Origin of the sequence: uncultured Tenacibaculum sp., assembly GCF_947495995.1 — a bacterium.
GTDB lineage: Bacteria > Bacteroidota > Bacteroidia > Flavobacteriales > Flavobacteriaceae > Polaribacter.
This window is the reverse complement of the sequence record NZ_CANMAX010000005.1, coordinates 200,552-223,138: the sequence shown is the minus strand read 5'-3', so window position 1 is coordinate 223,138 and position 22,587 is coordinate 200,552. Positions and strand designations below refer to the sequence as shown.

21 protein-coding genes are annotated in these 22,587 nt (G+C 29.2%); 10 read left to right on the top strand and 11 right to left on the bottom strand.

The window, feature by feature from the left end; genetic code table 11:
• The first annotated feature begins 31 nt into the window (after nt 1-31).
• The 5 genes from Q1A15_RS14895 to Q1A15_RS14875 all read left to right on the top strand — a co-directional run bounded on the left by Q1A15_RS14895 (nt 32) and on the right by Q1A15_RS14875 (nt 9,093).
• Nucleotides 32-4,462 carry a translocation/assembly module TamB gene (locus Q1A15_RS14895; RefSeq protein WP_299625616.1) on the top strand — a complete coding sequence of 1,477 codons (4,431 nt, stop codon included), beginning with the start codon at nt 32-34 and terminating at the stop codon, nt 4,460-4,462.
• Nucleotides 4,446-5,366, top strand: a complete 921-nt coding sequence (locus Q1A15_RS14890; RefSeq protein WP_299625613.1) for a DUF368 domain-containing protein — start codon at nt 4,446-4,448, stop codon at nt 5,364-5,366. The genes Q1A15_RS14895 and Q1A15_RS14890 overlap by 17 nt, the downstream gene beginning before the upstream one ends.
• 20 nt (nt 5,367-5,386) lie before the next feature.
• Nucleotides 5,387-6,394: a DUF368 domain-containing protein gene (locus tag Q1A15_RS14885; RefSeq protein WP_299625610.1), complete on the top strand. Its 1,008-nt coding sequence runs from the start codon at nt 5,387-5,389 to the stop codon at nt 6,392-6,394.
• Nucleotides 6,375-7,130, top strand: a complete 756-nt coding sequence (locus tag Q1A15_RS14880) for a shikimate dehydrogenase (RefSeq protein WP_299625607.1) — start codon at nt 6,375-6,377, stop codon at nt 7,128-7,130. The genes Q1A15_RS14885 and Q1A15_RS14880 overlap by 20 nt, the downstream gene beginning before the upstream one ends.
• Before the next feature lie 109 nt (nt 7,131-7,239).
• Complete coding sequence (locus tag Q1A15_RS14875; protein WP_299625604.1) at nt 7,240-9,093, top strand: DUF349 domain-containing protein; 1,854 nt, start codon at nt 7,240-7,242, stop codon at nt 9,091-9,093.
• Between the two features lie 67 nt (nt 9,094-9,160).
• On the opposite strand, the gene Q1A15_RS14870 is transcribed toward Q1A15_RS14875, so the two are convergent.
• Nucleotides 9,161-9,409: a hypothetical protein gene (locus tag Q1A15_RS14870; protein WP_299625601.1), complete on the bottom strand. Its 249-nt coding sequence runs from the start codon at nt 9,407-9,409 to the stop codon at nt 9,161-9,163.
• 346 nt (nt 9,410-9,755) lie between these two features.
• Here Q1A15_RS14870 and Q1A15_RS14865 point away from each other — a divergent pair, with 346 nt between their 5' ends.
• The gene (locus Q1A15_RS14865; RefSeq protein ID WP_299625598.1) at nt 9,756-10,895 is read left to right on the top strand and encodes a hypothetical protein; all 1,140 of its coding nucleotides are present in this window, start codon (nt 9,756-9,758) and stop codon (nt 10,893-10,895) included.
• A 17-nt stretch (nt 10,896-10,912) separates the two neighbouring features.
• Nucleotides 10,913-11,110 carry a hypothetical protein gene (locus tag Q1A15_RS14860; protein WP_299625595.1) on the top strand — a complete coding sequence of 66 codons (198 nt, stop codon included), beginning with the start codon at nt 10,913-10,915 and terminating at the stop codon, nt 11,108-11,110.
• A gap of 65 nt (nt 11,111-11,175) precedes the next feature.
• Here Q1A15_RS14860 and Q1A15_RS14855 read toward each other — a convergent pair whose 3' ends face one another.
• The 3 genes from Q1A15_RS14855 to Q1A15_RS14845 are packed head-to-tail and all read right to left on the bottom strand — an operon-like array spanning nt 11,176 to nt 13,982.
• Entirely contained in the window at nt 11,176-12,054 is an 879-nt protein-coding gene (locus Q1A15_RS14855) for an energy transducer TonB (RefSeq protein ID WP_299625592.1), read from the bottom strand.
• Between the two features lie 60 nt (nt 12,055-12,114).
• A complete protein-coding gene (locus tag Q1A15_RS14850; protein ID WP_299625589.1) occupies nt 12,115-12,885 on the bottom strand; it encodes a hypothetical protein in 771 nt (256 codons plus the stop codon).
• A 2-nt stretch (nt 12,886-12,887) separates the two neighbouring features.
• On the bottom strand, nt 12,888-13,982 hold the full coding sequence (locus Q1A15_RS14845; RefSeq protein ID WP_299625586.1) for a Nif3-like dinuclear metal center hexameric protein: 1,095 nt from the start codon (nt 13,980-13,982) through the stop codon (nt 12,888-12,890).
• 53 nt (nt 13,983-14,035) lie between these two features.
• Between Q1A15_RS14845 and lpxK the strand changes: the two genes are divergently transcribed.
• Genes lpxK through Q1A15_RS14830 form a run of 3 tightly spaced genes read left to right on the top strand, consistent with a single transcriptional unit; the run spans nt 14,036 to nt 16,374 of the window.
• Complete coding sequence (gene lpxK / locus Q1A15_RS14840) at nt 14,036-15,055, top strand: tetraacyldisaccharide 4'-kinase (protein ID WP_299625583.1); 1,020 nt, start codon at nt 14,036-14,038, stop codon at nt 15,053-15,055.
• 52 nt (nt 15,056-15,107) lie between these two features.
• Complete coding sequence (locus tag Q1A15_RS14835) at nt 15,108-15,581, top strand: thioredoxin family protein (protein WP_299625580.1); 474 nt, start codon at nt 15,108-15,110, stop codon at nt 15,579-15,581.
• A gap of 40 nt (nt 15,582-15,621) precedes the next feature.
• Entirely contained in the window at nt 15,622-16,374 is a 753-nt protein-coding gene (locus Q1A15_RS14830; protein WP_299625577.1) for a hypothetical protein, read from the top strand.
• Here the strand turns inward: Q1A15_RS14830 and Q1A15_RS14825 are convergent.
• The 7 genes from Q1A15_RS14825 to Q1A15_RS14795 all read right to left on the bottom strand — a co-directional run bounded on the left by Q1A15_RS14825 (nt 16,371) and on the right by Q1A15_RS14795 (nt 22,570).
• Complete coding sequence (locus Q1A15_RS14825) at nt 16,371-17,447, bottom strand: mannose-1-phosphate guanylyltransferase (protein ID WP_299625574.1); 1,077 nt, start codon at nt 17,445-17,447, stop codon at nt 16,371-16,373. The genes Q1A15_RS14830 and Q1A15_RS14825 overlap by 4 nt on opposite strands.
• Complete coding sequence (locus Q1A15_RS14820; protein ID WP_299625571.1) at nt 17,447-18,046, bottom strand: SprT-like domain-containing protein; 600 nt, start codon at nt 18,044-18,046, stop codon at nt 17,447-17,449. Before Q1A15_RS14820 ends, Q1A15_RS14825 begins: the two co-directional genes overlap by 1 nt.
• A 160-nt stretch (nt 18,047-18,206) precedes the next feature.
• On the bottom strand, nt 18,207-18,866 hold the full coding sequence (locus Q1A15_RS14815) for an ATP-binding cassette domain-containing protein (RefSeq protein WP_299625568.1): 660 nt from the start codon (nt 18,864-18,866) through the stop codon (nt 18,207-18,209).
• A gap of 332 nt (nt 18,867-19,198) precedes the next feature.
• A complete protein-coding gene (locus tag Q1A15_RS14810) occupies nt 19,199-19,711 on the bottom strand; it encodes a YrhB domain-containing protein (RefSeq protein WP_299625565.1) in 513 nt (170 codons plus the stop codon).
• Between the two features lie 120 nt (nt 19,712-19,831).
• Entirely contained in the window at nt 19,832-20,515 is a 684-nt protein-coding gene (locus tag Q1A15_RS14805) for an SDR family oxidoreductase (RefSeq protein ID WP_299625562.1), read from the bottom strand.
• A gap of 2 nt (nt 20,516-20,517) precedes the next feature.
• Nucleotides 20,518-21,597 (bottom strand): M48 family metallopeptidase, encoded by a 1,080-nt coding sequence (locus tag Q1A15_RS14800; protein WP_299625559.1) that lies wholly within the window; start codon nt 21,595-21,597, stop codon nt 20,518-20,520.
• 1 nt (nt 21,598) lies between these two features.
• Nucleotides 21,599-22,570 carry a DUF898 family protein gene (locus tag Q1A15_RS14795; RefSeq protein ID WP_299625556.1) on the bottom strand — a complete coding sequence of 324 codons (972 nt, stop codon included), beginning with the start codon at nt 22,568-22,570 and terminating at the stop codon, nt 21,599-21,601.
• Between the last annotated feature and the right edge of the window lie 17 nt (nt 22,571-22,587).

Here is a 22,587-nt window from a genome sequence, read left to right as displayed (position 1 = left end):
GTTTAGACTGATAGGAATTATTGCAATCCTTTTGTTACTTCTGGTAATAGTTTTATCCATTCCTGCGGTACAAAGTAACATTGCTAAAAGAGTTACTAAAGTTATCAATAAAGATTTCAATACGAATATAGTAATCAAAAGAATTGATTTATCCTTATTGGGTAATGTTCAATTAAAAGATATTGAAATTAGAGATCATCATGCAGACACATTAATTTTTGTAAAAAACCTTAAAACATCTTTAAAAAACGCAAAGAAAATTGTTGATAATAAGGTAAACTTAGGAGATGTAAGTTTGTCTGGAGTTCATTTTTATATGAAAAAATATAAAGATGAAAAAGAAGATAATTTAGCCGTTTTTATTGAAAGTTTTGAAGATGGTGAAAAGAAAAAGAAAAGCAGTACTCCATTTATTTTAGAAGCCAAAAACATCTACATAGAAGGCTTGAATTATAAACTTACGGATGAAAATTTAAAGTCTCCATTGCAGTATGGAGCCTACAATGCTGGTGGAAGTATTCAAGATTTTAAAGTTGAAGGACCTAATGTTTATGCAAATATTAGAGGTTTGTATTTAACAGATAATAGAGGACTTAATGTTTCTAATCTAACTACAGATTTTTCATACAGTAAGACTAGAATGGATTTTAAAGAGACAACGATTAAAACCGATAATGGTTCTTTCTTAAAATCAAATATTCAATTTAATTACAAAAGAAAAGACTTAGCTAGTTTTACTGATAAAGTGAAGGTTAAAGCAAATTTTGAAAAAAGTACGCTAGCTGTAAAAGATGCATCAAAATTCTATAGAGAATTGCAAGGTAATGATAAACTAATTTTTACTGGAAAAGTAGATGGAACATTGAATAATTTCAATGCAAATCGAATTAATATGTACTCTAAAAACGGAATGGTAATTAGAGGAGACATGGGGTTTGTGAATTCATTCAATTCTGAAAGAGGTTTTCTATTTGACGCAGATCTTGAAAGAGTGTCTTCAAATTATAATCAGCTAAAAAGTATTTTACCTAACGTTTTAGGAAAAACATTACCAACTACATTCAAGAGAATTGGTAATTTCTCAGTATCAGGATTATTAAAGTTAACTCCAGAACAAATGGATGCAACTTTAAATTTAGATTCTGATTTAGGAAGTACAGTTTCTGATTTACAATTAACTAATATCGACGAAATTGATAATGCTACTTACGACGGGGTTATTGAATTCATCGATTTTAATATTGGAAAATTTGCAGAGAACGACGATTTTAAGAATGTATCATTAAAGGCAGATGTTCACGGTAGTGGATTTAATGTAGATAATATCAATTCTTCTATCATTGGTAAAGTTTCAAAACTAGATTTTAGAGGGTATACATATCAAGATTTAAATGTAAACGGTCAGTTTCAGAATAAAAAGTTTGACGGTTACCTACAATCCAATGATGAAAACTTTAAACTAGATTTTAAAGGGTTAGCAGATTTTTCTTCAAAGATTAATAAGTTTGATTTTGTTGCCGATATTGAAAAGCTAGATTTACAAAAAACAAACCTATTTAAAAGAGATAGTATAGCTATTTTAAAAGGTAAAATAAGACTTGATATTGTTGGAAATACTTTAGATAATATTGTAGGAAAAGCAACTTTTAAAGAGTTAGGATACAGAAACGAAAACAAAACATTTTCGTTTAAAGATTTTAATATCAATTCTGTTGTAAAAGATAGTATTAAAACAATTGAAGTCAATTCAAAAGATATTGTAAAAGGAAAATTAGAAGGTAAGTTTTACTTCAAAGATATTTTACCAGTGTTTCAAAACGCATTGGGTAGTGTGTATACAAACTATGAACCGATTCCTGTAGATAAACACCAGTTTTTAGATTTAGATTTTACAGTTTATAATCAGATAGTAAGTGTTTTCTTACCTGGAGTTTCAATTGGAAAAAATACCAGAGTAAAAGGAAAAATTAATTCAGATAAAAACTCAGTCCGACTCACATTTTCTTCCCCAAATATAGATGCTTACGGAAATGTGATAGATGAAGTTTTACTTCGTGTCGATAATAAGAATAAATTATACAATACGCATTTAACAGCTCAAAAGCTTGCAACAAAATACTACGACATTAGTAAGTTGAATCTTGTAAACAGAACTTCAAACGATACTTTGTTTTTTAAATCAACCTTTAAAGGAGGAAAGCTAGAAAAAGAAAGTTTCAATCTGAATTTCTTTTACACGATTAACGAAAAACATGAATCTGTAGTTGGTTTACAAAAATCGAATTTCAATCATAATAATTTTGATTGGACTGTAAATCCGAAAGCAGATAGTAACAATAAAGTCGCATTTAATCTAAAAGAAAATAGTTACATCATCAGTCCTTTTCAATTAATTTCAGGAGAACAAAAAATTGATTTTGCAGGAAGTTTTGTAGGTGAGAAGAATAAAGATTTTCAAGCAAAATTTAATCAAGTACAGTTACAAAGTTTTCTTCCAGAGATGGAAGGTTTAACCTTAGGAGGTGTTTTAACTGGTGATTTAGGTTTAAAAGAAACTGAAGAATTAATAGAGCCTAAAGCGAATATTGTAATTGAAGATATTTTAGTAAACGATTTTTCTCAGGGTACTTTAAAAATGAATATTGAAGGAGAAAATTCTTTCAATAAATATAAAGTAGATCTTTCATTAAGAGATTATCAGTTTGATAACTTAAAAATCACTGGAGGATTTGATTTTACTGATACTAAAAAACCGCAAGTAGATTTAAAAGTTAACTTTAAAGAGTACGAATTAAATGGTTTTTCTGAGTTTGGTGGTGACGTAATATCTAACATACGAGGAAGATTATCTGGAGATTTTACTGCAAAAGGCTTAGCTTATAATCCAGATTTTAAAGGTGAGTTAAAATTAGATGATGCCGGACTTACATTTCCATATTTAAATATCGATTTCGATTTAATAGAGAATGCGAATGTTAAGCTTTCTGGACAATCTTTTATCATGAATAATATCGTATTAGAAGATACGAAATACGATACTAAAGGATATTTAGAAGGAAGTATTACACATCAAAACTTCGAACAATGGTATATGAAGTTAGATTTAAATACACCTAATTTATTAGTGTTAGATACCAAAGAAGCTGAAGATGTTCCTTACTACGGAAAAGGTTTTATTAGAGGGAACGCTCAAATACGAGGACTAACAAGTAATTTGAGTATTAATGTAAATGGTAGAACAGAAAAAGGAACTTTATTTGTTATTCCGTTGAATGATGTTACGACTATTGATAATTACAAATTAATTCGATTCAAAACTGAAGAAGAGGTAGATCAGAAGCAAATCAGTATTGATAAAATTAAGGGGTTAAACTTAAAATTTGATTTAACTGTTACGAAAGACGCCATTGCACAAGTCGTAATTGATAAAGTTTCTGGTAGTGATCTTAAAGGAAGTGGAAATGGAAATTTAAATATTGAAATTGATACTCGTGGTAAGTTTATTATGGATGGAGCAATTACTATCGATAACGGAACTTATAATTTTAAATATGGAGGAATTATTAGTAAACCATTTATTGTACAGCGAGGTGGAACTATTTCTTGGACTGGTGATCCTTTAAAAGCACAATTAGATTTAACCGCAATTTATCAGACGAAGGCAAATCCAGCCCAATTACTAGATAATGTAAACTCGACAAGAAAAATTCCAATCGATTTATACACACACATTACTGGTGGTTTATTTGATTCTAAACAAGAATTTGATATTAAAATTCCTAATGCAAACTCAACAGTAGCTTCAGAATTAGAATTCAAACTGAATGAAAATGATATCAATACCAAGATGCAGCATTTTACATTCTTAATGGCTTTCGGTACATTTTATAATGAAGAAAATATCGGTAATAGTGCTTCAGTTGGTTTGACAGGAACAGCAGCTCAAGTAGCATCTAATATCTTATCGAGTGTAATCAATAGAGAAGATAGTAAAGTAAAAGTTGGAGTAGGATATACTCAAGGTGATAGAACCAATGTAGAACAATTACAAAACAATATCGATGATCAAGTAGATTTGTCATTTTCTACACAAATTTCAGATCGCGTTTTAGTAAATGGAGCTTTAGGTGTACCAATTGGTACAAGTACACAAACAAGTGTTGTAGATGTTAAGGTAGAAGTCTTGTTAAATGAAGAAGGAACATTAAGAGGAACATTCTTTAATAGACCTAACGATTTACAGTTTGATATTAATAATGAGGGATATACACAAGGATTAGGTTTGTCTTATCAAGTTAATTTTAATACTTTAGGAGAGTTAAGAGAAAAATTAGGCGTAAAGAAGAAAAAGAAAAAGAAAAAAGAAGCCGAAAAAGATAGTATTATTGTAAAGAAAAGGAAGTTAATTAACTTCAAAACCAAACAAGACACTACAAAAATCAAAAATGAGCCGAACAACTAAAAACTATGTAGTTTTAGCTTTAAAAGGAATGGCAATGGGAGCTGCAGATGTTGTTCCTGGTGTATCAGGAGGAACAATTGCATTTATTTCAGGTATTTATGAAGAGCTATTACAATCGATAAGCAACATCAAATTGGGGCTATTTAAAACATTAAAAGAAGAAGGATTTAAAGCAGCTTGGACAGCCTTAAACGGAAATTTTCTTTTAGCTCTTTTTTCAGGAATATTTATAAGTGTATTCTCTTTAGCTAAAATCATTTCATATTTATTAGAAACCAAACCTATTTTAGTCTGGTCATTTTTCTTTGGTTTAGTTTTAGCAAGTGTTATTTATATTGGAAAACAAATAAAAAAATGGAATATCCTTTCTGTAATTTTGTTAGTCTTAGCTACAATAGCAGCATATGTAATCACAACATTACCGCCATTAGTTTCAGAAAGTTCATCTAATTTATTTTTATTTTTATCAGGCGCAATCGCAATATGTGCAATGATATTACCAGGAATATCAGGTTCGTTTATTCTTGTCCTTCTAGGAGCGTACAAACCAATTTTAAATGCAGTAAGTTCTAGAGATATAGTAACCATTTTATTTGTCGCATTAGGATCAATAGTAGGTTTATTATCTTTTTCAAGAATTTTAAAATGGTTATTTGCGAATTATAAAAACTACACATTAGCAGCATTAACAGGTTTTATTATCGGTTCATTAAATAAAATTTGGCCTTGGAAAAAAGTACTTACTTACAGAACTAATCCTCATGGTGAGCAAGAGCCATTTAACGAATTATCAATTTCTCCTTTTTCTTATGATGGAGATCCTCAATTATTATACGCAATCATATTATCTTTGATTGGCTTTAGTTTAATTCTACTTTTAGAAAAACTAGCAGTTAAAAAATAACGAGTTCAAAATCAATTTTTATGCATCAAGAGCGTACTTTCTTACAGAAAATAAATCTTTTTGTAAAAGGTTTAACCATGGGAGGAGCAAATAAAGTTCCTGGGGTTTCTGGTGGAATGGTAGCTTTTGTGATGGGATTTTACGAAGAGTTGATTTTTACATTTCAAAGAGTTAATAAAACAGCTTTTAAGTTACTTTTTAGCGGGAAATTCAAAAGTTTTGCACGTTATACAAACTTTCAGTTTTTAGTTTGGGTAATGCTCGGAAGCATGTGTAGCTATTTTAGTGTTTCTTTACTATTAGACTATTTTCTAAAAAACTATGAGTTATATGTTTGGGCATGGTTTTTTGGAATGATTATAGGTTCGATATATTACATTTCTAAAGATTTTGGAAACTGGAATTTCAAAAGTGTATTTTCATTATTAGTAGGAGCTGCTATCGGATTAACCATTAGCTTTATGACTCCAGCTAAAGAAAACGATAATTTATGGTTTGTTTTCTTATGTGGAATTATAGGAGTTTCTGGAATGACTTTACCAGGACTTTCTGGTTCTTTTATATTAATTCTTTTAGGAAATTACGTACTGTTATTAGTAGATAGTGTAAACGTTTTAGGTAGCGTAGTTTCAGAAATGTTAACAGGGAATTTTTCGGCTCTAAAAGATGCTGTTAAAGTTCGATACTTAAAAATAATTACAGTTTTTACTTTAGGTTCAGCTTTCGGATTAGTGTCTATTTCTCATGTTTTAGGTTATGTGTTAAAACATTATAAACCCATTATAACTGCCGTAATTATTGGTTTTATTAGCGGCTCTTTAGGAATTGTTTGGCCTTGGAAAAAAACAATTTATAAAATAGAAGAAGGTGTTTACCTATTAGATAAAAAAGGAAATAAAATCGTTGAGAATTACCAACGTTTTATTCCTGATTTTCAAGATGCAAATACTTGGTTAACCGTCGGATTTATCATTTTTGGAATAGCACTGATATTAATTATAGATTTTTATGGAAGAAAAAAGAAATAAGAAATTATTTGGACTACTAGGAAAAAATATTTCATATTCATTTTCAAGAGGATATTTTAAAGAAAAGTTTGAATTATTAAACTTGGATAATCATAAATACGTGAATTTTGATATTGATGTCATCAATCAATTCGATGATATTATTCAAGAAAATAAATCTACCTTAAGTGGAATGAATGTTACCATTCCATATAAAGAAGAAGTAATGCTTTTTTTAGACAAGTTAGATAAGAAAGCAAGAAAAATAGGGGCGGTAAATACAATTAAAATAACCAAGAAAGGAAAACTTAAAGGATACAATACAGATTACTATGGTTTTAAAAAATCTTTAGAACCATTACTAAATAAAAAGCACAAAAAAGCTTTAATTCTTGGTACAGGTGGAGCATCTAAAGCAATTGCATTTGCTTTAAAAAAGTTAGATATCACTTATAAATTTGTTTCTCGAAAGGGTTCAGGTGAAAACATGTTGAATTACAGTGAAATTGATCAAGAAACTATAGAAGAAAGTTTATTAATAATTAACTGTACACCTTTAGGAACTTCACCAGATATTGATAAAAAGCCAGATATTCCATATCAATTCCTTGGAGCAGATCATATTCTTTACGATTTAATCTATAATCCTTCCGAAACTGCATTTCTAAAAGCAGGTAAAGAAAAAGGAGCAACGATTAAAAACGGATTACAAATGTTAGAGTTACAAGCAGAGAAAGCTTGGAAAATCTGGAACTAGTTTATTTTTTTCGATTCTATTTTAAAGGAATATTTTATTTAGGCTAGGTATTCTTCAATATTCCTTATCTTTATGTGCAGAATCAAATGGAACTATAAACATTTTTAATATGTTAGAAAACAAAGATAAAAGTATAGAAGAGAATTCTAATGAGGAAGTAACGAATAAAGAAACGGTTTCTGAAGCTACACAATCTGCGGTAAATGAAGTAGAGGATATGGTAGCTGAGAATTCCGAAAAAGACGAGAAAAAAGAAGAAATTCCAATGCTAGATTATGATAGTATGGAATTAGAACAACTCGTTGTTGAGTTACGTAAACTAATAAAAAATCATCCAGTCCAGCTTATCAAAAACAATGCAGATGGAATTAAAAATGCATTTAATATTAAGTTTGGAAAACTTTTATCTGAGAAAAAAGCCGCATTCTTAGCGGAAGGTGGAAATTCCATCGATTTTCAATTTTCTAGTCCTGTTAAAGTAGATTATAACGGATTGCTACGTGAGTATAAAGTTAAAAGAGACGCATATTATTCACAACTAGAGAATCAATTAAAAGATAATCTAGAAAAGCGTAACGTTATTATTGATGAATTAAAATCGTTAATAGAAAATGCAGACCCTAAAACAATGTATAACGAATTTCAAAAAATTCAAGAACGTTGGAAAAATATTGGAGCTGTACCTAGAGAAAGATATAACGATACATGGAAAATTTATCACCACCATGTAGAGCGTTTCTATGATCTTTTACATTTAAATAAAGATTTTAGAGAGTTAGATTTCAAACATAATTTAGAAGAGAAGTTAAAGTTAATTTCTAGAGCAGAATCTTTATTAGCTGTTGAAGACGTTAATGTTGCTTTTAAAGAGTTACAAGAATTACATCGAATTTGGAAAGAAGATATTGGTCCTGTTAACCGTGAAAATCGTGAAGATGTTTGGAATCGTTTTAGTGATGTTACTAAAAAGTTACATGATAAAAGACACGATTACTACAAAGATTTGCGATCTAAACATCAAGAAATTATTGATGCGAAATTAGTTATCATCGATAAAATTAACGCTTACGATTTCTCTAAAAACCAAACACATAAAGATTGGCAAAAGAGTATTAAAGAAGTTGAAGCGTTACGGAAACAATATTTTGATGCAGGAAAATTACCATACAATAAAAGCGAAGTTGTTTGGCAAAAGTTAAAAGAAGCTACTAAACGTTTCAATACAGCTAAAAATGCTTTTTATAAGCAAGAGAAGTCTTCTCAAACTGATAATTTGAAAAAGAAGATGGAATTAGTTGAATTAGCAGAGAGTTTACAAAATAGCGAAGACTGGGAAACAACTACAAATACCATGAAGCGAATTCAAGCAGATTGGAAAAAGATAGGTCATGTTCCTCGTAAATATTCTGATGAAATTTGGAATCGTTTTAAAGCAGCTTGTAATGGATTCTTCAATAGATTAAATGCACACAGAGATGGTGTAAGTCAAGAACAAGAAGCAGTTGTAGTTGCTAAAAAACAATTTATAGATGATTTCAAAGCTTTAGAAGGATTAACTGTTGAGCAAGTTCAAGAATATATTCAAAAATGGAGGGCTTTAGGTTTTTTACCAAGAAATGCCCGTCATTTAGATGGCAAATTCAATAAAGCTGTAGATGAAAGTTTAGCAAAATTAAACTTAGGAAGAGAGGAAATTGAGTTAATGAAATTTAAGAATGTTGTAGATGGTTATTTAGCTCAAGAAGATTACAGAAAATTAGATAGCGAACAATTCTTTATCCGTAAAAAGATAACAGAAACAGTTAGAGAAATGCAACAGTTAGAAAATAACTTAAGCTTTATTTCAAACGCAACAGAAGACAATCCTTTAGTACAAAATGTTCGAAAAGGTATTCAAGGCTTTAAAGATGAATTAGATATCTGGCAAATGAAGTTAGATTATTTGAAGAAATTAGATTATTAAAAAGTAATATTCATAATTAAAAAAAGCTCAGATTTTTATCTGAGCTTTTTATTTATAATCTTAAATTTTATTCCTCTATATATCTTGGAAAGATAGGCTTATCAAACTTGGGAACTTCAATTTTAGGCTTTGATACTGCAAAAGCATTTAAACCTTGATCTTCATCTGAACAGAAATTTTTACCTCCGCCATTATAACAAGTATAACCTTCAGGACAAGTTCCGTATTCACATCCTTCTCGACTGTCTCCTCCGTGAATTAATTGTTGCTGATTTTTAGGAATAATTCTCCCTAATTGTAGAATTGATTTTTTCATAAATTTTTACTTTTTATTTTTCGCTCTATAAATATAAGGTATTATGAGTGAAGTAGTTGTTTACTATTGAGTTAAAGTGAAATTAATTCATCCCTAAATATTTAAAATTTATCCCTTTTTCAATTTGGGATAAAATTTTCAAACTTCAAACCAACACATTTTACAAAGAATACAGCACTTTTCTATGGTACAAATTACAAGCTGTTTTTTTAAAATCTAGTTTTAAAGTGATGTTAGCAGGCATGCAGTTCATCATCAAACATTTTATGCTAGTATAGAAAAAGACATAATCTCTGAATGTCCCTAAAAGATCAGAGAAAACTAAAAACCGTAATCAATCAAAACTATGTTTATTAAAAAAATAGACTTAAAAAGAAACCGTACCAAGGTTTTAAAAAACAGTTTAAAAGGAAAAATCAAAACATGTATCGTTTTCTTATGCATGGCAACACTTTATTTTTCATGTAATACAGAAGATGATGGAGAGGTAATAGAAATCCCAGAACAATCTATTTCTATCCAAAATGGTATGTTAAAATTTGCTTCAATAGAAGATTATGAAGATATGCTAAGTAATGATTTATTATCGTCAGATAATTTAGAAAATAGTGTACAGTTGTATACAGCTTTTAATAGTTTACATAAAGAAGCGGAAAAGCGTAGTGCTATTTCAAGTAAATCAAATGAAGTAGAACAAAAGTTTTTGACTCAAGATGCTCCAATTCTAAATGTATTAAATAAAGATGGTATGTTAACTATCGGTAAATGGACACTTTTAATTGACTTAAATCATGGAATTGTTGGGGTTACAAGTATGAATTCAAATATTACTGCATTAAAAAGTAAAGATTTTGCAAATCCGAATATTCGTTGGTTTGGTACCGAAGATGATGTTTTATCACTTTTAGAAGATGATACAGAAAGTACTTTAACAATTGCTAGTTTATCTGAGCGAATGGATATGATTTCAGAACCTGTAAATCATGTAAGTAGAAGAACTACAGATTGTGTAATAGGGGAAAGTTTAGATAGTTCAACGTTCTTTTTAAAAGATAAAAAAGTTATTAAATCAGAAGTTATTTGTGATTCAGGTTTTGATTGTAAAAGATGGCTAGCAGATGCAAAACATGTATATCAAAAAGCAGGGATATATTTTTCATTACAATCAAAAATTAAGTACAGAGGTAATGTAGGCTGTTCAGATAATGATCCTAGGGCAATTAGTACTAGATTAACAGCAAATGTTTCTTATAGTTATGAACGAAGAAGAAGGTTTAGAAAGAATGAAAAGAAATCTGGGTCTAAAAGTGATAGTACCTTTTCTAACGAATTAAATATAAGATCGTATGAAGGAAGTCGATCACTCAAAAAGTATGAATTAAATACCACATTTACTTATGAAAGAAAAGACGATTGTTTAACAGATAGTCAATGTGCAACTTCTAATCCAAGAGTGACTATAGCGATGCCAAGAATTAAAAATTAATCTTAAATATTTATAAAATGAAATCAACAATTTTAAATTTAAACGGAGTAAAAAAGTTAAGTAGAGTAGAACTAATGTCTATAAAGGGAAGTGGCGATGTTTGTATTTCTGGATGTGTAGGAGGTTGTGATGCTCAATCTGGTGATGATTTTGGAGAATTCGTCGATTGTGCATTAGATTGCTACGAAGTATGTGGTGTTCCGCTTTTTGGATAACGAATAGTTTATTTTTAGTTACATGTTAATTAAAAATTAAAAACCTCGAATTCAAATTCGAGGTTTTAATTTTCTAAAGCAAAAGTAACCGGTAATCGATACATTGTTTTTACAGGTTTGTTATTTAACATACCAGGTTGCCATTTTGGTAGCTTTTGTATTGTTTTAATTGTTTTTTTACCAAAATTATAATTACCTCTTTTTCCAAAGATTTCAAAATCAACTAATTTTCCTTCTTCATTTACTACAAATTGAACTGTAATAGAAGTTTCTCTTCCTAATCGTAAAGCTTTTTCTGGAAATTTCAGTTTTGTAGATATAGTTCTATGAAAATTCCTCATTCCTCCTAAAGGTTTTGCAGCAACATCTGTTTTCAAATACACCGTATCTCTTTGTTTGTGGCGAAATAAAAAATTATGAGTTAAAAGAGAATCTTTAAAAATCATTGTATTAGTAGCATCAGTTTTTTCAAGTTTTCTAGAATATTCACCATTACCTTTTACAAGAATTGGTCTGTCATCAAAAGAAAAGTATTGAATGTATTTTACGCTACTATTTTTAAACAACTCAATAGATTTTAGTTTTCCTTTATAGGTGTAGTTACGAACTATTGCATATTTATTTTTTAAATCTGGGATAGAATCATATTTAAAAGGAAGTAAATAATGATATCTAAAAAAAGCATCAATTTCTTTACTGTTTGAGCAGCCATAAAAATTAGCTTCTCTTACTTTTTTATCATTCTTTCTTTGATACGAAATTCTTGCATCAGTTACTTTGGTAAGAGAATCTAAAAATACATAAGACCTAATATAACTACGTTTACTAATTTTTGAAGTATCTACTCGTTTAGTAAATGATTTATGAAAATAAGCCTCTTCTTTACGTTGTCCGAACAACGAAATAATTACAAATAAATTAATTATCAAAAAAAGTCTTTTCATAGTTAGGCAAGTTATATAAAAAGAAAAAACTCACCGTTTGGTGAGTTTTTGATGATATTATTAAGAAAATAAATTGTCAATTTTTTCTTTCTCTTCCGCAGCTAAAGCAGCATCTACTAAAATTCTACCACTGTGCTCATCGATTGTAATTTTCTTTCTGTTAGCAATCTCTAATTGTACTTGTGGAGGAATTGTAAAGAAAGAACCTCCAGCAGCTCCACGTTCGATAGAAACAACAGCTAATCCATTCTTTACTTTATTACGAATTCTCTTATATGCAGTTAATAAGTGTCTGTCGATAGATTCAGAATATTCAAGAGATTTTTCATGTAATAACTTCTCTTCTTTTTCTGTTTCTTTTAAAATAGCATCTAACTCAGACTTCTTAGCATTTAAATGTCCTTCTTGCTGAGCTAATTTCTCTTTAGTGTTTTCAACAACTTGTTTCTTTTGAGCTATTTTAGCTTTGAATTCTTTAATTCTCTTTTCAGCTAATTGAATTTCTAACTCTTGATATTCAGTTTCTTTACTTAAAGAATCGAATTCTCTGTTATTACGAACATTCTTTTGTTGTTCTTGATACTTCTTGATTAAACTTTTAGCTTCTTCGATAACTAGTTTTTTATTACTAATGTCTGTATCTAAGTTAGAAATATCTTGAGCTAAGTTTGAAAGTCTAGTATTTAATCCGGCAACATCATCTTCTAAATCTTCTACTTCTAAAGGTAATTCTCCGCGAACGTTTCTAATTTCATCAATTCTAGAATCGATTAACTGTAAATCGTATAGCGCTCTTAACTTTTGTTCTACCGTTACTTCTTTTTTTGCCATCTTTAAATATAATGTATAGGATTCGTGTTTTTTTCGCTTAAAATAATTGCAAAATTAGTGAATTTTTTTGTAAGATAATCAACTAAAAGATTTTTTGTATACTGTTCGCTTTCATAATGTCCAATATCGGCTAATAAAATCTTTCTTTCTGCCTTGTAAAACTCATGATATTTAAAGTCTGCACTTATGTATGCATCAGCTTTTTCTCGAATAGCATTAGAAATTGCAAAACTCCCAGAACCACCTAAAACAGCTACTTTTTGTATTTGTTTATTTAGTAATTCAGAATGTCTAACACATCCAGTTTTAAAAGTAGTTTTAATAAATTTCAAAAATTCCACTTCATTCATTGGCTCAGAAAACTCACCAATCATCCCCATACCAACTAATTGATTTTTGTTATCTAGAGTAATAACTTCATAGGCAACTTCTTCATAAGGATGATTTTTAAACAATGCGCTCAAGACTTTTCCTTCTAAATGATTTTCAAAAGTTACTGCAATACAAGTCTCTTCTTCAAAATGTGTAGTCCCTTTATTTCCTTTAGTCGGATTAGAGTTTTCGTTTCCTCTATAACTTCCCTTACCATTTACATTAAATGAACATTCATCATAATTACCAATATTACCTGCACCAGCTTTAAATAAAGCTGTTCTCAGATTACTAGCATCATTATGCGGTACATAGGTTGTTAGCTTTTTGATTTGTTTTTTCTTAGGAATTAAAACTTTAGTATTTTGTAATCCTAAAACCTCGCACATTTTTGCAGATACACCTTGGTTAGAATTATCTAAGGCAGTATGAGTAGCGTAAATAGCAATATCATTTTTAATAGCTTTTAAAACTACTCGTTCTACATAATTATTTCCGTTTAGCTTTTTTAAACCACCAAAAATTATAGGATGAAAGCTTACGATTAAGTTACAGTTCTTTTCAATAGCTTCATCAACTGTAGCTTCTAATGTATCTAAAGTAACTAATACACCAGAAACTTCTGTATTGTAATTCCCCACTAATAAGCCAACATTGTCAAAATCTTCAGCATAAGCAAGTGGAGCTAATTCTTCTATATAATTTGTTATATCTCTTATAATCATTGTATCGATTTTCCTAAGTTCAAAGTTAATATTTTTAATGTATTTTCGCTGCAATGAAAGTGATTAGGTACTTATTATTTCCGTTTGCTATACTATACAATATAGTAACTGCGATTCGTAATTTTTTTTACGATACAGGTGTTTTTACGTCAACATCGTTTCAGTTACCAGTTATTGTAGTAGGAAATTTAAGTACGGGAGGAACAGGAAAAACACCACAAATTGAATATTTAATTCGTCTATTAAAAGATAGATATAAAGTTGCTGTATTAAGTCGTGGGTATAAAAGAAAAACGAAAGGTTTTTTGTTGTTGAACAATACTCATAATGCAGAAGATGTAGGTGATGAACCTTTACAGTTCTTTTCAAAGTTTAAGAATATTGATGTTGCTGTAGATGCAAATAGAACCGAAGGAATTCAACGATTGATTACAGATATAAATCCTGAAGTTATTTTGTTAGATGATGCTTTTCAACATAGAAAGGTAAAAGCAGGTTATTATATTTTATTGACCAAGTTTGATGAATTATATGCAAATGATTTTTTGTTACCAACTGGTAATTTAAGAGAGAGTAGGAGAGGACGATCTAGAGCAAATACGATTATTGTCACTAAATGTCCGCAAAATTTATCAGAAGATCAACAAGAAAGAATAAAGAAGAAACTAAAACCAACAGCAGATCAGGAAGTTTATTTTACTTCAATTGGATATAATGAAACTCTAAAAGGAGATCGAGAAGTTTTATTATCAGAATTACAAAACAGCGAAATAGTTTTGGTAACAGGAATTGCTAATCCGAAACCATTACTTCAATTTTTAGATAGAAATCAGTTAAAATTTCAGCATATTAACTTTCCAGATCATCATAATTTTACTTCTTCAGATGTTTCAAAAATTAATACTACATATGAAAGCATAACATCAGTAAATAAAATAATTTTAACTACTGAAAAAGATTACATGCGATTAAAGGGAAAAATTTCTAACCTTGTGTATATTGACATTGAAACAAAATTCTTGAATAAAGAAGATAGTTTTACTACTGATGTATTGAATTTCATACAAAGTTAAATTTGTATATTGGCATTGTTTTTGCCCCTCAAAACTTATAAACTCAAAAATGATGGGACGAATAGTTACTATTTTTTTACTAATGTTTTCTTTAACTCTATGTGTTAGCGCACAAGAAACATTAACTTCAGAAAATACTTCAAGTAATACAATTTGGGAACCAACTTTTAAATCAGCTCTAGAAAAAGCTGCTAAGGAAAACTTACCTATTTTAATTTATTTTACAGGTTCTGATTGGTGTGGTCCATGTATTAATTTAGATGAAAAATTATTTCATACTGAAAAATTCGAAACTTTCGCTAAAGGAAAAATGATTGGTTATATCGCAGATTTTCCCAGAAATAGTGATTTAGTAAGTACAGAAAATAAGAAAATTAACAATGAGTTGAGAGAGAAATACGACCAAAGTTCTTTTCCCACAATGATTATGATAAATAAAAAAGGAAAGGTTTTAGGTAGAAAAAATGGAGCTTACTTACCTGAATATTATTACTCATTTTTTGATAAAATAGCCAAGAAGTTTTAATGAATTAGAAAAAGTAATAAAACTAAGTTAACTTATATTTATGGGAGCATGGAATACAATGCATGTGTTTAGTAATGAAATTTTCTATAATGAAGTTGTTCCTAAGTTACGAGGAGAAAAAGGATGTATAAAAGAAGATTTTATAGAGTTTTATGCTAGTCATAAAACAGGAGGAATAATACATATGTCTCCTGAAGAATTAGATAAAGAAGTCAGTCTTATAGTTAAAGGTATCCATAATATTTCTAACCAATTAGATAAAACTTTCAAAGTTCATGAAGTTTTTAATTTTATTGAAGATTGGAATGAACAAGAAAAGTATCTAAATGCCATAGAATTTATTTACGATTTTGGTAAGTTTTTAGAATACTACATTTTTAAATATTGTGCAGATTTTTCTCCATACGTTATTTGCGGTAAAAGAGGAATAAGAACTGTAATAAACTATAAAGCAAATTCAGTTACAGAAGAAGTTCTAAATGTCTTAGAGAATTACGATACGATTTTTTGTTATGATGGAATGGGTATAGTAAATTGGATTTCAAATGAAGAAACAGCGCTTTTTTCAATGTTTCAAGAAGATTTGATACGAGAACATTTAAATAAGGAAGATGAAGAATATTATAATGAAATTGAACAGTTTTTAAAGTTTGTCGTAGAGAATAACTTAAGTCTAATAAGAGGTCAAGATATGAGAGAGTGGAATCTAGTCAAACTCCCTCAATATAAATTGATCTCTGAAAACAAATGGAAGACTTTAAAGGAAAATGAAATATTAAATTTTAGATATTAAACATATTTTTTTCCGAAAGAATCTCTTGCTTCTGCCATTATCTTTTTAATGTCTTGATCGTCTTTTCTAGGACAAATCATAATTACATCTTTCTTTTCAACGACAATAAAATCCTCCAAACCTTGAATGACGACACGTTTACCATTTTGTGTGCGAATCATGTTGCCTTTTGCATCTCTAAAAATTACATTAGCACCAACGACTGCATTTTCGTTTTCATCTTTCTTTAATTTTCCATAAAGAGAACCCCATGTACCTAAATCATTCCAACCAAAATCAACAGGAAGAACAAGAACATTTTCTGCTCTTTCCATGATAGCAAAATCGATAGATATGTTCTCACATTTTCCATAATTCTCGTTTATAAAATCCTCTTCAAAATCAGTGTTATAAGCTTTGTTTTTATCATCTAAAACATCAACCATATCAGGTAAGTAATCTTTAAAAGCTTTAATGATACTTTTTGCAGACCAAATAAAAATTCCCGCATTCCATAAATAATCACCGCTATCTAAAAATTGTTGAGCAGTTTCTAAATCTGGTTTTTCTGTAAATCGAGTTACTTCTTTAATTTCTGAATCACTTCTTTCATAGCGAATATATCCGTAACCGGTATTAGGATGATCTGGCTGAATTCCTAAAGTCATTAAAATATCGTCTTTAGCACAAGCTTCAAAAGAAGTTTTGATATTGCGTAAAAACTCACCTTCATCTTTTATCCAATGATCAGAAGGAGCAACTAGCATTACTGCATCAGGGTTTTGATTGTAAATCTTCAAAGCAGCATATAAAATACAAGGTGCTGTATTACGCATAACAGGCTCTAATAATAACTGTCTGTTATTTAATTGTGGAAGCTGTTGTAGTACTAGTTTCTCATAATTATTATTGGTTGCAATTAAGATGTTATTTGTTGGTACTAATTCGTTAATACGTTCAAATGTTCTTTGAATTAACGATTGACCTGTTCCTAACATATCATGAAATTGCTTTGGAAACTTTTGTGTACTTACTGGCCAAAATCGAGAACCAACTCCACCAGCCATAATTATTGCGTAATAGTTTTTCGTCATTAGAGGTTGTTTTTTATTAAGGAAACTTCTATGTTTTGATTAAAAAGGTAGACCTTTTGGGTACTTAAATTTAAGCATTCGTATCGAGTTCTCCGCCTTTTTCCCATTTTATAGGTGTTTTTCTTGTATCTAAATATACTTCCTTCAGGAATTTCAAAGACAAAATTCTTACCTATTTCAGCAGTATTTCCCTTTAAAGCTAAGGAAAGCTTCGGATCAGAATCGGTACTTGCTTTTGGATTTTTAAAATGGTTTGCTAAAAGCGGTAGAATATGATTTGGATAAATATCTGGCCTTAAGAAAGGTATCATTAAGTGTTGAAACACCGTTTTCCATTCTTTTCCGTGAGGTTGAACTCTTCCAAATTTCTCGTAAGTTACATGATGTGCAATTTCATGAACTAAGGTTAAAAGAAATTGATACTTATTTAAGTTGTTGTTTACAGTAATTTGAGTTTTACCATTAGCGAATGTCCTAAAATCTCCGTGTTTAGTTTGTCGCTCATTCACAATTTTAAGATTGATAGCATATTTTTTAATCAAATATTCTACTAATGGAGCAGAATTTTCTGGAATGTATGCTAAAAGTGTTTCTCTCAATTGAATAATGTACTGGTTAAGAAATTACTGTGGGGATAATTTCGTAAGAATTTAAAAAGCTAAAACTATAATAAAAATTATCGTTACGCTAGTTTTCTTAGCTTAAAATTCTATTTTTTGATAAGAAAAAGTTACTCTATTAATTTTGAAGTGTATAAGCTTATTCAGATAAATAGTTATTCATAACTAAATCTTCTTCTGTTTTAATCTCTATTTTATTTCCGTCTTTCAGTAAAAAATTATCAGTAGTAATTTTAAGCACATTTTTGTAATAATGATCGGTAATCATAATTCCTTTTTTCTCTTTTAGTTCCGTTAATAATGAAGAAATGATTGCGATGTATTTTGGTTCAATCATAGAAAAAGGTTCATCTAAAAGTAAGAATGGGTGTTCTAAATTTCCTATAAGTAGTAATTCTAAATAGCGTAATTCACCAAGAGATAAGGTACCGACTTTTTGACTTACAATACTTGCGATTTTTGGATTGTAAAAAATGTTTTCTTGATTTTCTGCATTAGAAAAGAATAGAGGAATGATTTCTCGTACACTTTTTTCTTTAGGTAAGAATGATTGCTGTGGTAAATAGCTAATTAATTTTTTTGAAATAATTTGTTTTGAAATCAATTGTTTAGCATCTATTCTTAAATCAATTGAATTTGCATTGATACTTCCGAATAGTATTTTTAAAAGTGTTGACTTTCCAGAACCGTTTCTGCCAAAAACACCAATAATATCACCTGTATTACAAGTGATGTTGATATTGTTTAGAATAGTCTTTTTTCCAAACCTTTTATTGATATCGAAAGCTTCGAGTTTCATGATTGAAATAGAAAAATCAAACCAAGAATTGGAACTGAAATTAGCATGTTAGTAATCCAGACTAATAACAGTAGTTTCCTCTTGGTGAATCCTAAATTATAGTACATGTAATACTCTTGTTCTTTGAATAAATGATATCCCCAAAAACCGATCAAAATCCCTAATGAAGAAAAATTAACTGTAGCCCAAAATGCTCCTGAAGAAATTATCAGAATTATTGAAAAAACTAAATTTAAAAAGTTGATATCAATGTGGTATTTGAAAAAAGCAGTTAGGTTCATTGAAATATATTCGTACTATAAATACCTAATTATTAGTATTTGTGATTTTGTTTAGTCAAGCCAAGGATAGTCAATTATAAACCCATATTTATCCAATTTTTTAAAGTCATCTTCGGTTAAATTATTTTCAAAATTAATAGAGCCTCCATTTATCAAATCAGTTAAAATTTGTTTAGATTCAAGTATTCCTTTACTTGTCATTTTTTTTAATATTGATATCATAGGTAATGAATCAATTTTTTCCTTTTTAACTAAGGATAAAATAATTCGAGAATTGTCTTTTTCTAAATATGGATCTCCATATTTTTCGAACGATTCAATTGAATCTTCAACAAAACGACCTGAACCTGTTTTAAATAATTTTCCGTCATTTTTGGATACAATTGTTGGTCCTTGTCCAATTGCTGCATCTTCGAATTTTTTAGTTTTTAAGAATTCATTTGATTGATAAAAAACGGCAAAACAAGATTTAGATTCAATTGTAGATTCTGGTACAACGGAAAAATCTTTTTCATTTTCCTCCAAATAAGTTTGAACTAATTTTTCAGCTTCTTTCTTTGTCATTCCTAATAAATACTAATGTTTCTTGTACGGTACGTTTGCTTTCCGAAGAAAACAAATGAATCATACAATAATATATCATGGAGTTTTAATCAAGTAATAAGAATATGTTAAAACTAATTTTTAAGGAGTTGAACTAGAAACTTGTAATACTTTTCCGTTATAAAATTTATTAGCAGTTAATGCAAAATTATAAATATAATCAGCCATTTCTTTAGCTGTTAAAGGAGCTTGATATCCCGGGAAAGCTTCTTCTAGCATTTCTGTTTGTACAGCACCAAGAGCTAATACATTAAAAGCGATTTGTTGTTCTTTATATTCTTCTGCTAATAATTCTGATAAAGTTATTACAGCACCTTTAGCAGAGCTATAAGCAGCTAAACCAGGAAATTTCATACTACCTTGTATTCCGCCCATACTACTTACGGTAACAACATGACTTCCAGTTTTCATAAAAGGAAGAATATACTTAGTTAAAGAAGCAACACCAAAAACATTTACTTGATATACTTTTAAGAAATCGTCTGTATTTAATTCTTCAAAAGGTTTATTAATAAGCATACCAGCGTTGTTGATTAAAATATCAACCGAACCCCAGTTTTCTTTTACGTAACTAGCCGCAGTTAAAATGCTGTTTTCGTCGGAAAGATCTGTAGCTAAGGTTGTAATATTTGGATGATTTACTTTTTCTAAAGAACTTGTATTTCTAGATAAAGCCAATACTTTATGTCCGCTTTCAGCAAATTGTAAGGCTAATTTAAATCCGATTCCTCTACTTGTTCCTGTAATTACGATATGTTTACTCATTTTTATAATGATGCTTTTAGTCTAAGTTTTATAATATTCCATTTTTCCTTTAAAATAGAATTATTAGAAAGTCTATTTTCTTTTTCTGCTATTTCTTTCGTGTATTCTATTCTATCATCTAGCATTGGATGTGAACTTAAATATTCTGGCGCATACGACGATGTTTCTTCTTTTAATATCACAAACAAATCTGGCATTCCATGTAAATCAAGATTATTTTCTTTCATTACATCAAGTCCATAAAGATCAGCTTCTTTTTCTAAACTTCTTGAAAACGATAGTTGAGAAAACAAATGTGCATTTTCACTTAAAATATTAGTAGCGCTATTAATGTCTCCAAAAACAATTGAAATAAATAAATTTCCAGAAATATTTCTTGCTAAATTTTTTATGATATGTCTATTTTCAATATGAGAAACTTCATGTCCGATTAATGCGGTGAGCTGATGTTCATTTTCTATTTTTTCTAATAACCCAGAATAGATCACAACTTTACCTCCTGAAATAGCAAAAGCATTTAACTGATTGTCATTAGCTACTTCAACAGTTATTGGAAATTCAGAATTGATTGTAAGAACATCAACGAAATCTTGTAGTTTTTCTGATAGATCTTTATCTATGTCTAAAGTTTCTTCTAAGCTTTCGTAGACATAATTTCCAAATTGAATCACGTTTTTATTGTCAAGATTTTTTGCAAAACTCACGGTTAAAGATGGAAGTACAAAAAAATACATAAGTAAAGAAATACCAACAATCGATGATAGTAAAAAAAGTATAGAAGTGTTTTTTGATTTATGAAGAACAACATCTAAACTATTACTGAATTCTTCTCTACTGTTTATATAATTAATAAAACTCGAATCGGAACTTTCAATTCTTTGAAAGGGAAATGATTCTCCGTATGTAAAAGCAACTAAATCTTTCGTAAAAACATCTGATTTCTTGATAAGATCAATTTTCCAGTTTACTTCTTTATCAGTCTGATCGGTAAAACTAATACGCCAGTTATTTGAATATGGATGTATATTTACATCATAAGAAGCAGATGATTCTCCATCGTAAAAAGTTGCTTTAAAAGCCATTTTATATTAAATCTAGATCTAAGAAATCTAAAAAGTCATCTCCAGCTGCGTTGTCATAATTGTCATATTTAACTTGCTTAATACTATTAGTATCTAATCCTTCTTCAATTTGTAGAAAACGGAACATGAACTTATGAGTTCTTGCAATAACCCAAGGAGTTGCTATACCAAGAGTAAATAAAATTAAAAGGAAGTTTACAACAACAAGTTCGAAAACATCACCAGCTTTCATGTTTAAAGAGAAGTTTACTTTTTTACCATTTTGAGTGATCTCGGTATTGTCAGCATAAAAAGTCCAAAGTTCTTTGTAATACCAGAAAGAATAAATTCCTAACGTTAAATAGAATAAGAAGACAAACTTTAGATTAATCCAGAATAATGTACTTCCTTCACCTTTAAAATCAAAAGATAAATTACCAAAGCGTAAATGACTAAAAATGTATTTGCGAATATCAATTATAAACCATGGAGCATAAATTCCTAAAGTAAATATGGTTAATAACATTCCGATCAAGCATTTCCAGAACAACTCCATGCGATCTCCTAAATATTTAAAATAAATACCTTTCCAAGAACTTCGAGAAGTTCTGTAACGCATAGCTCCATGAATAGCAAAAGGAATTAAAAATAAAGTTAGTAGGTAAAAACTACCAAGAGCAATCCCAATAGTTGTTGCATTGTTACTAAATACAGCATAAATTAAGAATACATAAACAATAAAGAAAAATATATATACTTTAATAAAACCTCTAAATACTTCTTTCCCTGTTCCATGAAAGGCAAATCTAGACTTGTCTAGTTCAGTAGATTGATAATGGTATTTTAAACGTTCTACTTTGGCCCAAGGATAATATAATCCTAAGCTAAGAATAGTCAATAAAAGGTTTTTGAAAAAAATAACAGCAAATTCACTTCCTTTTCCAAAGTAAGCAAAACGCTTTTTTTCTGATTGTAAACGATTAAGGAAATCCATAGAATCTTATATAATTC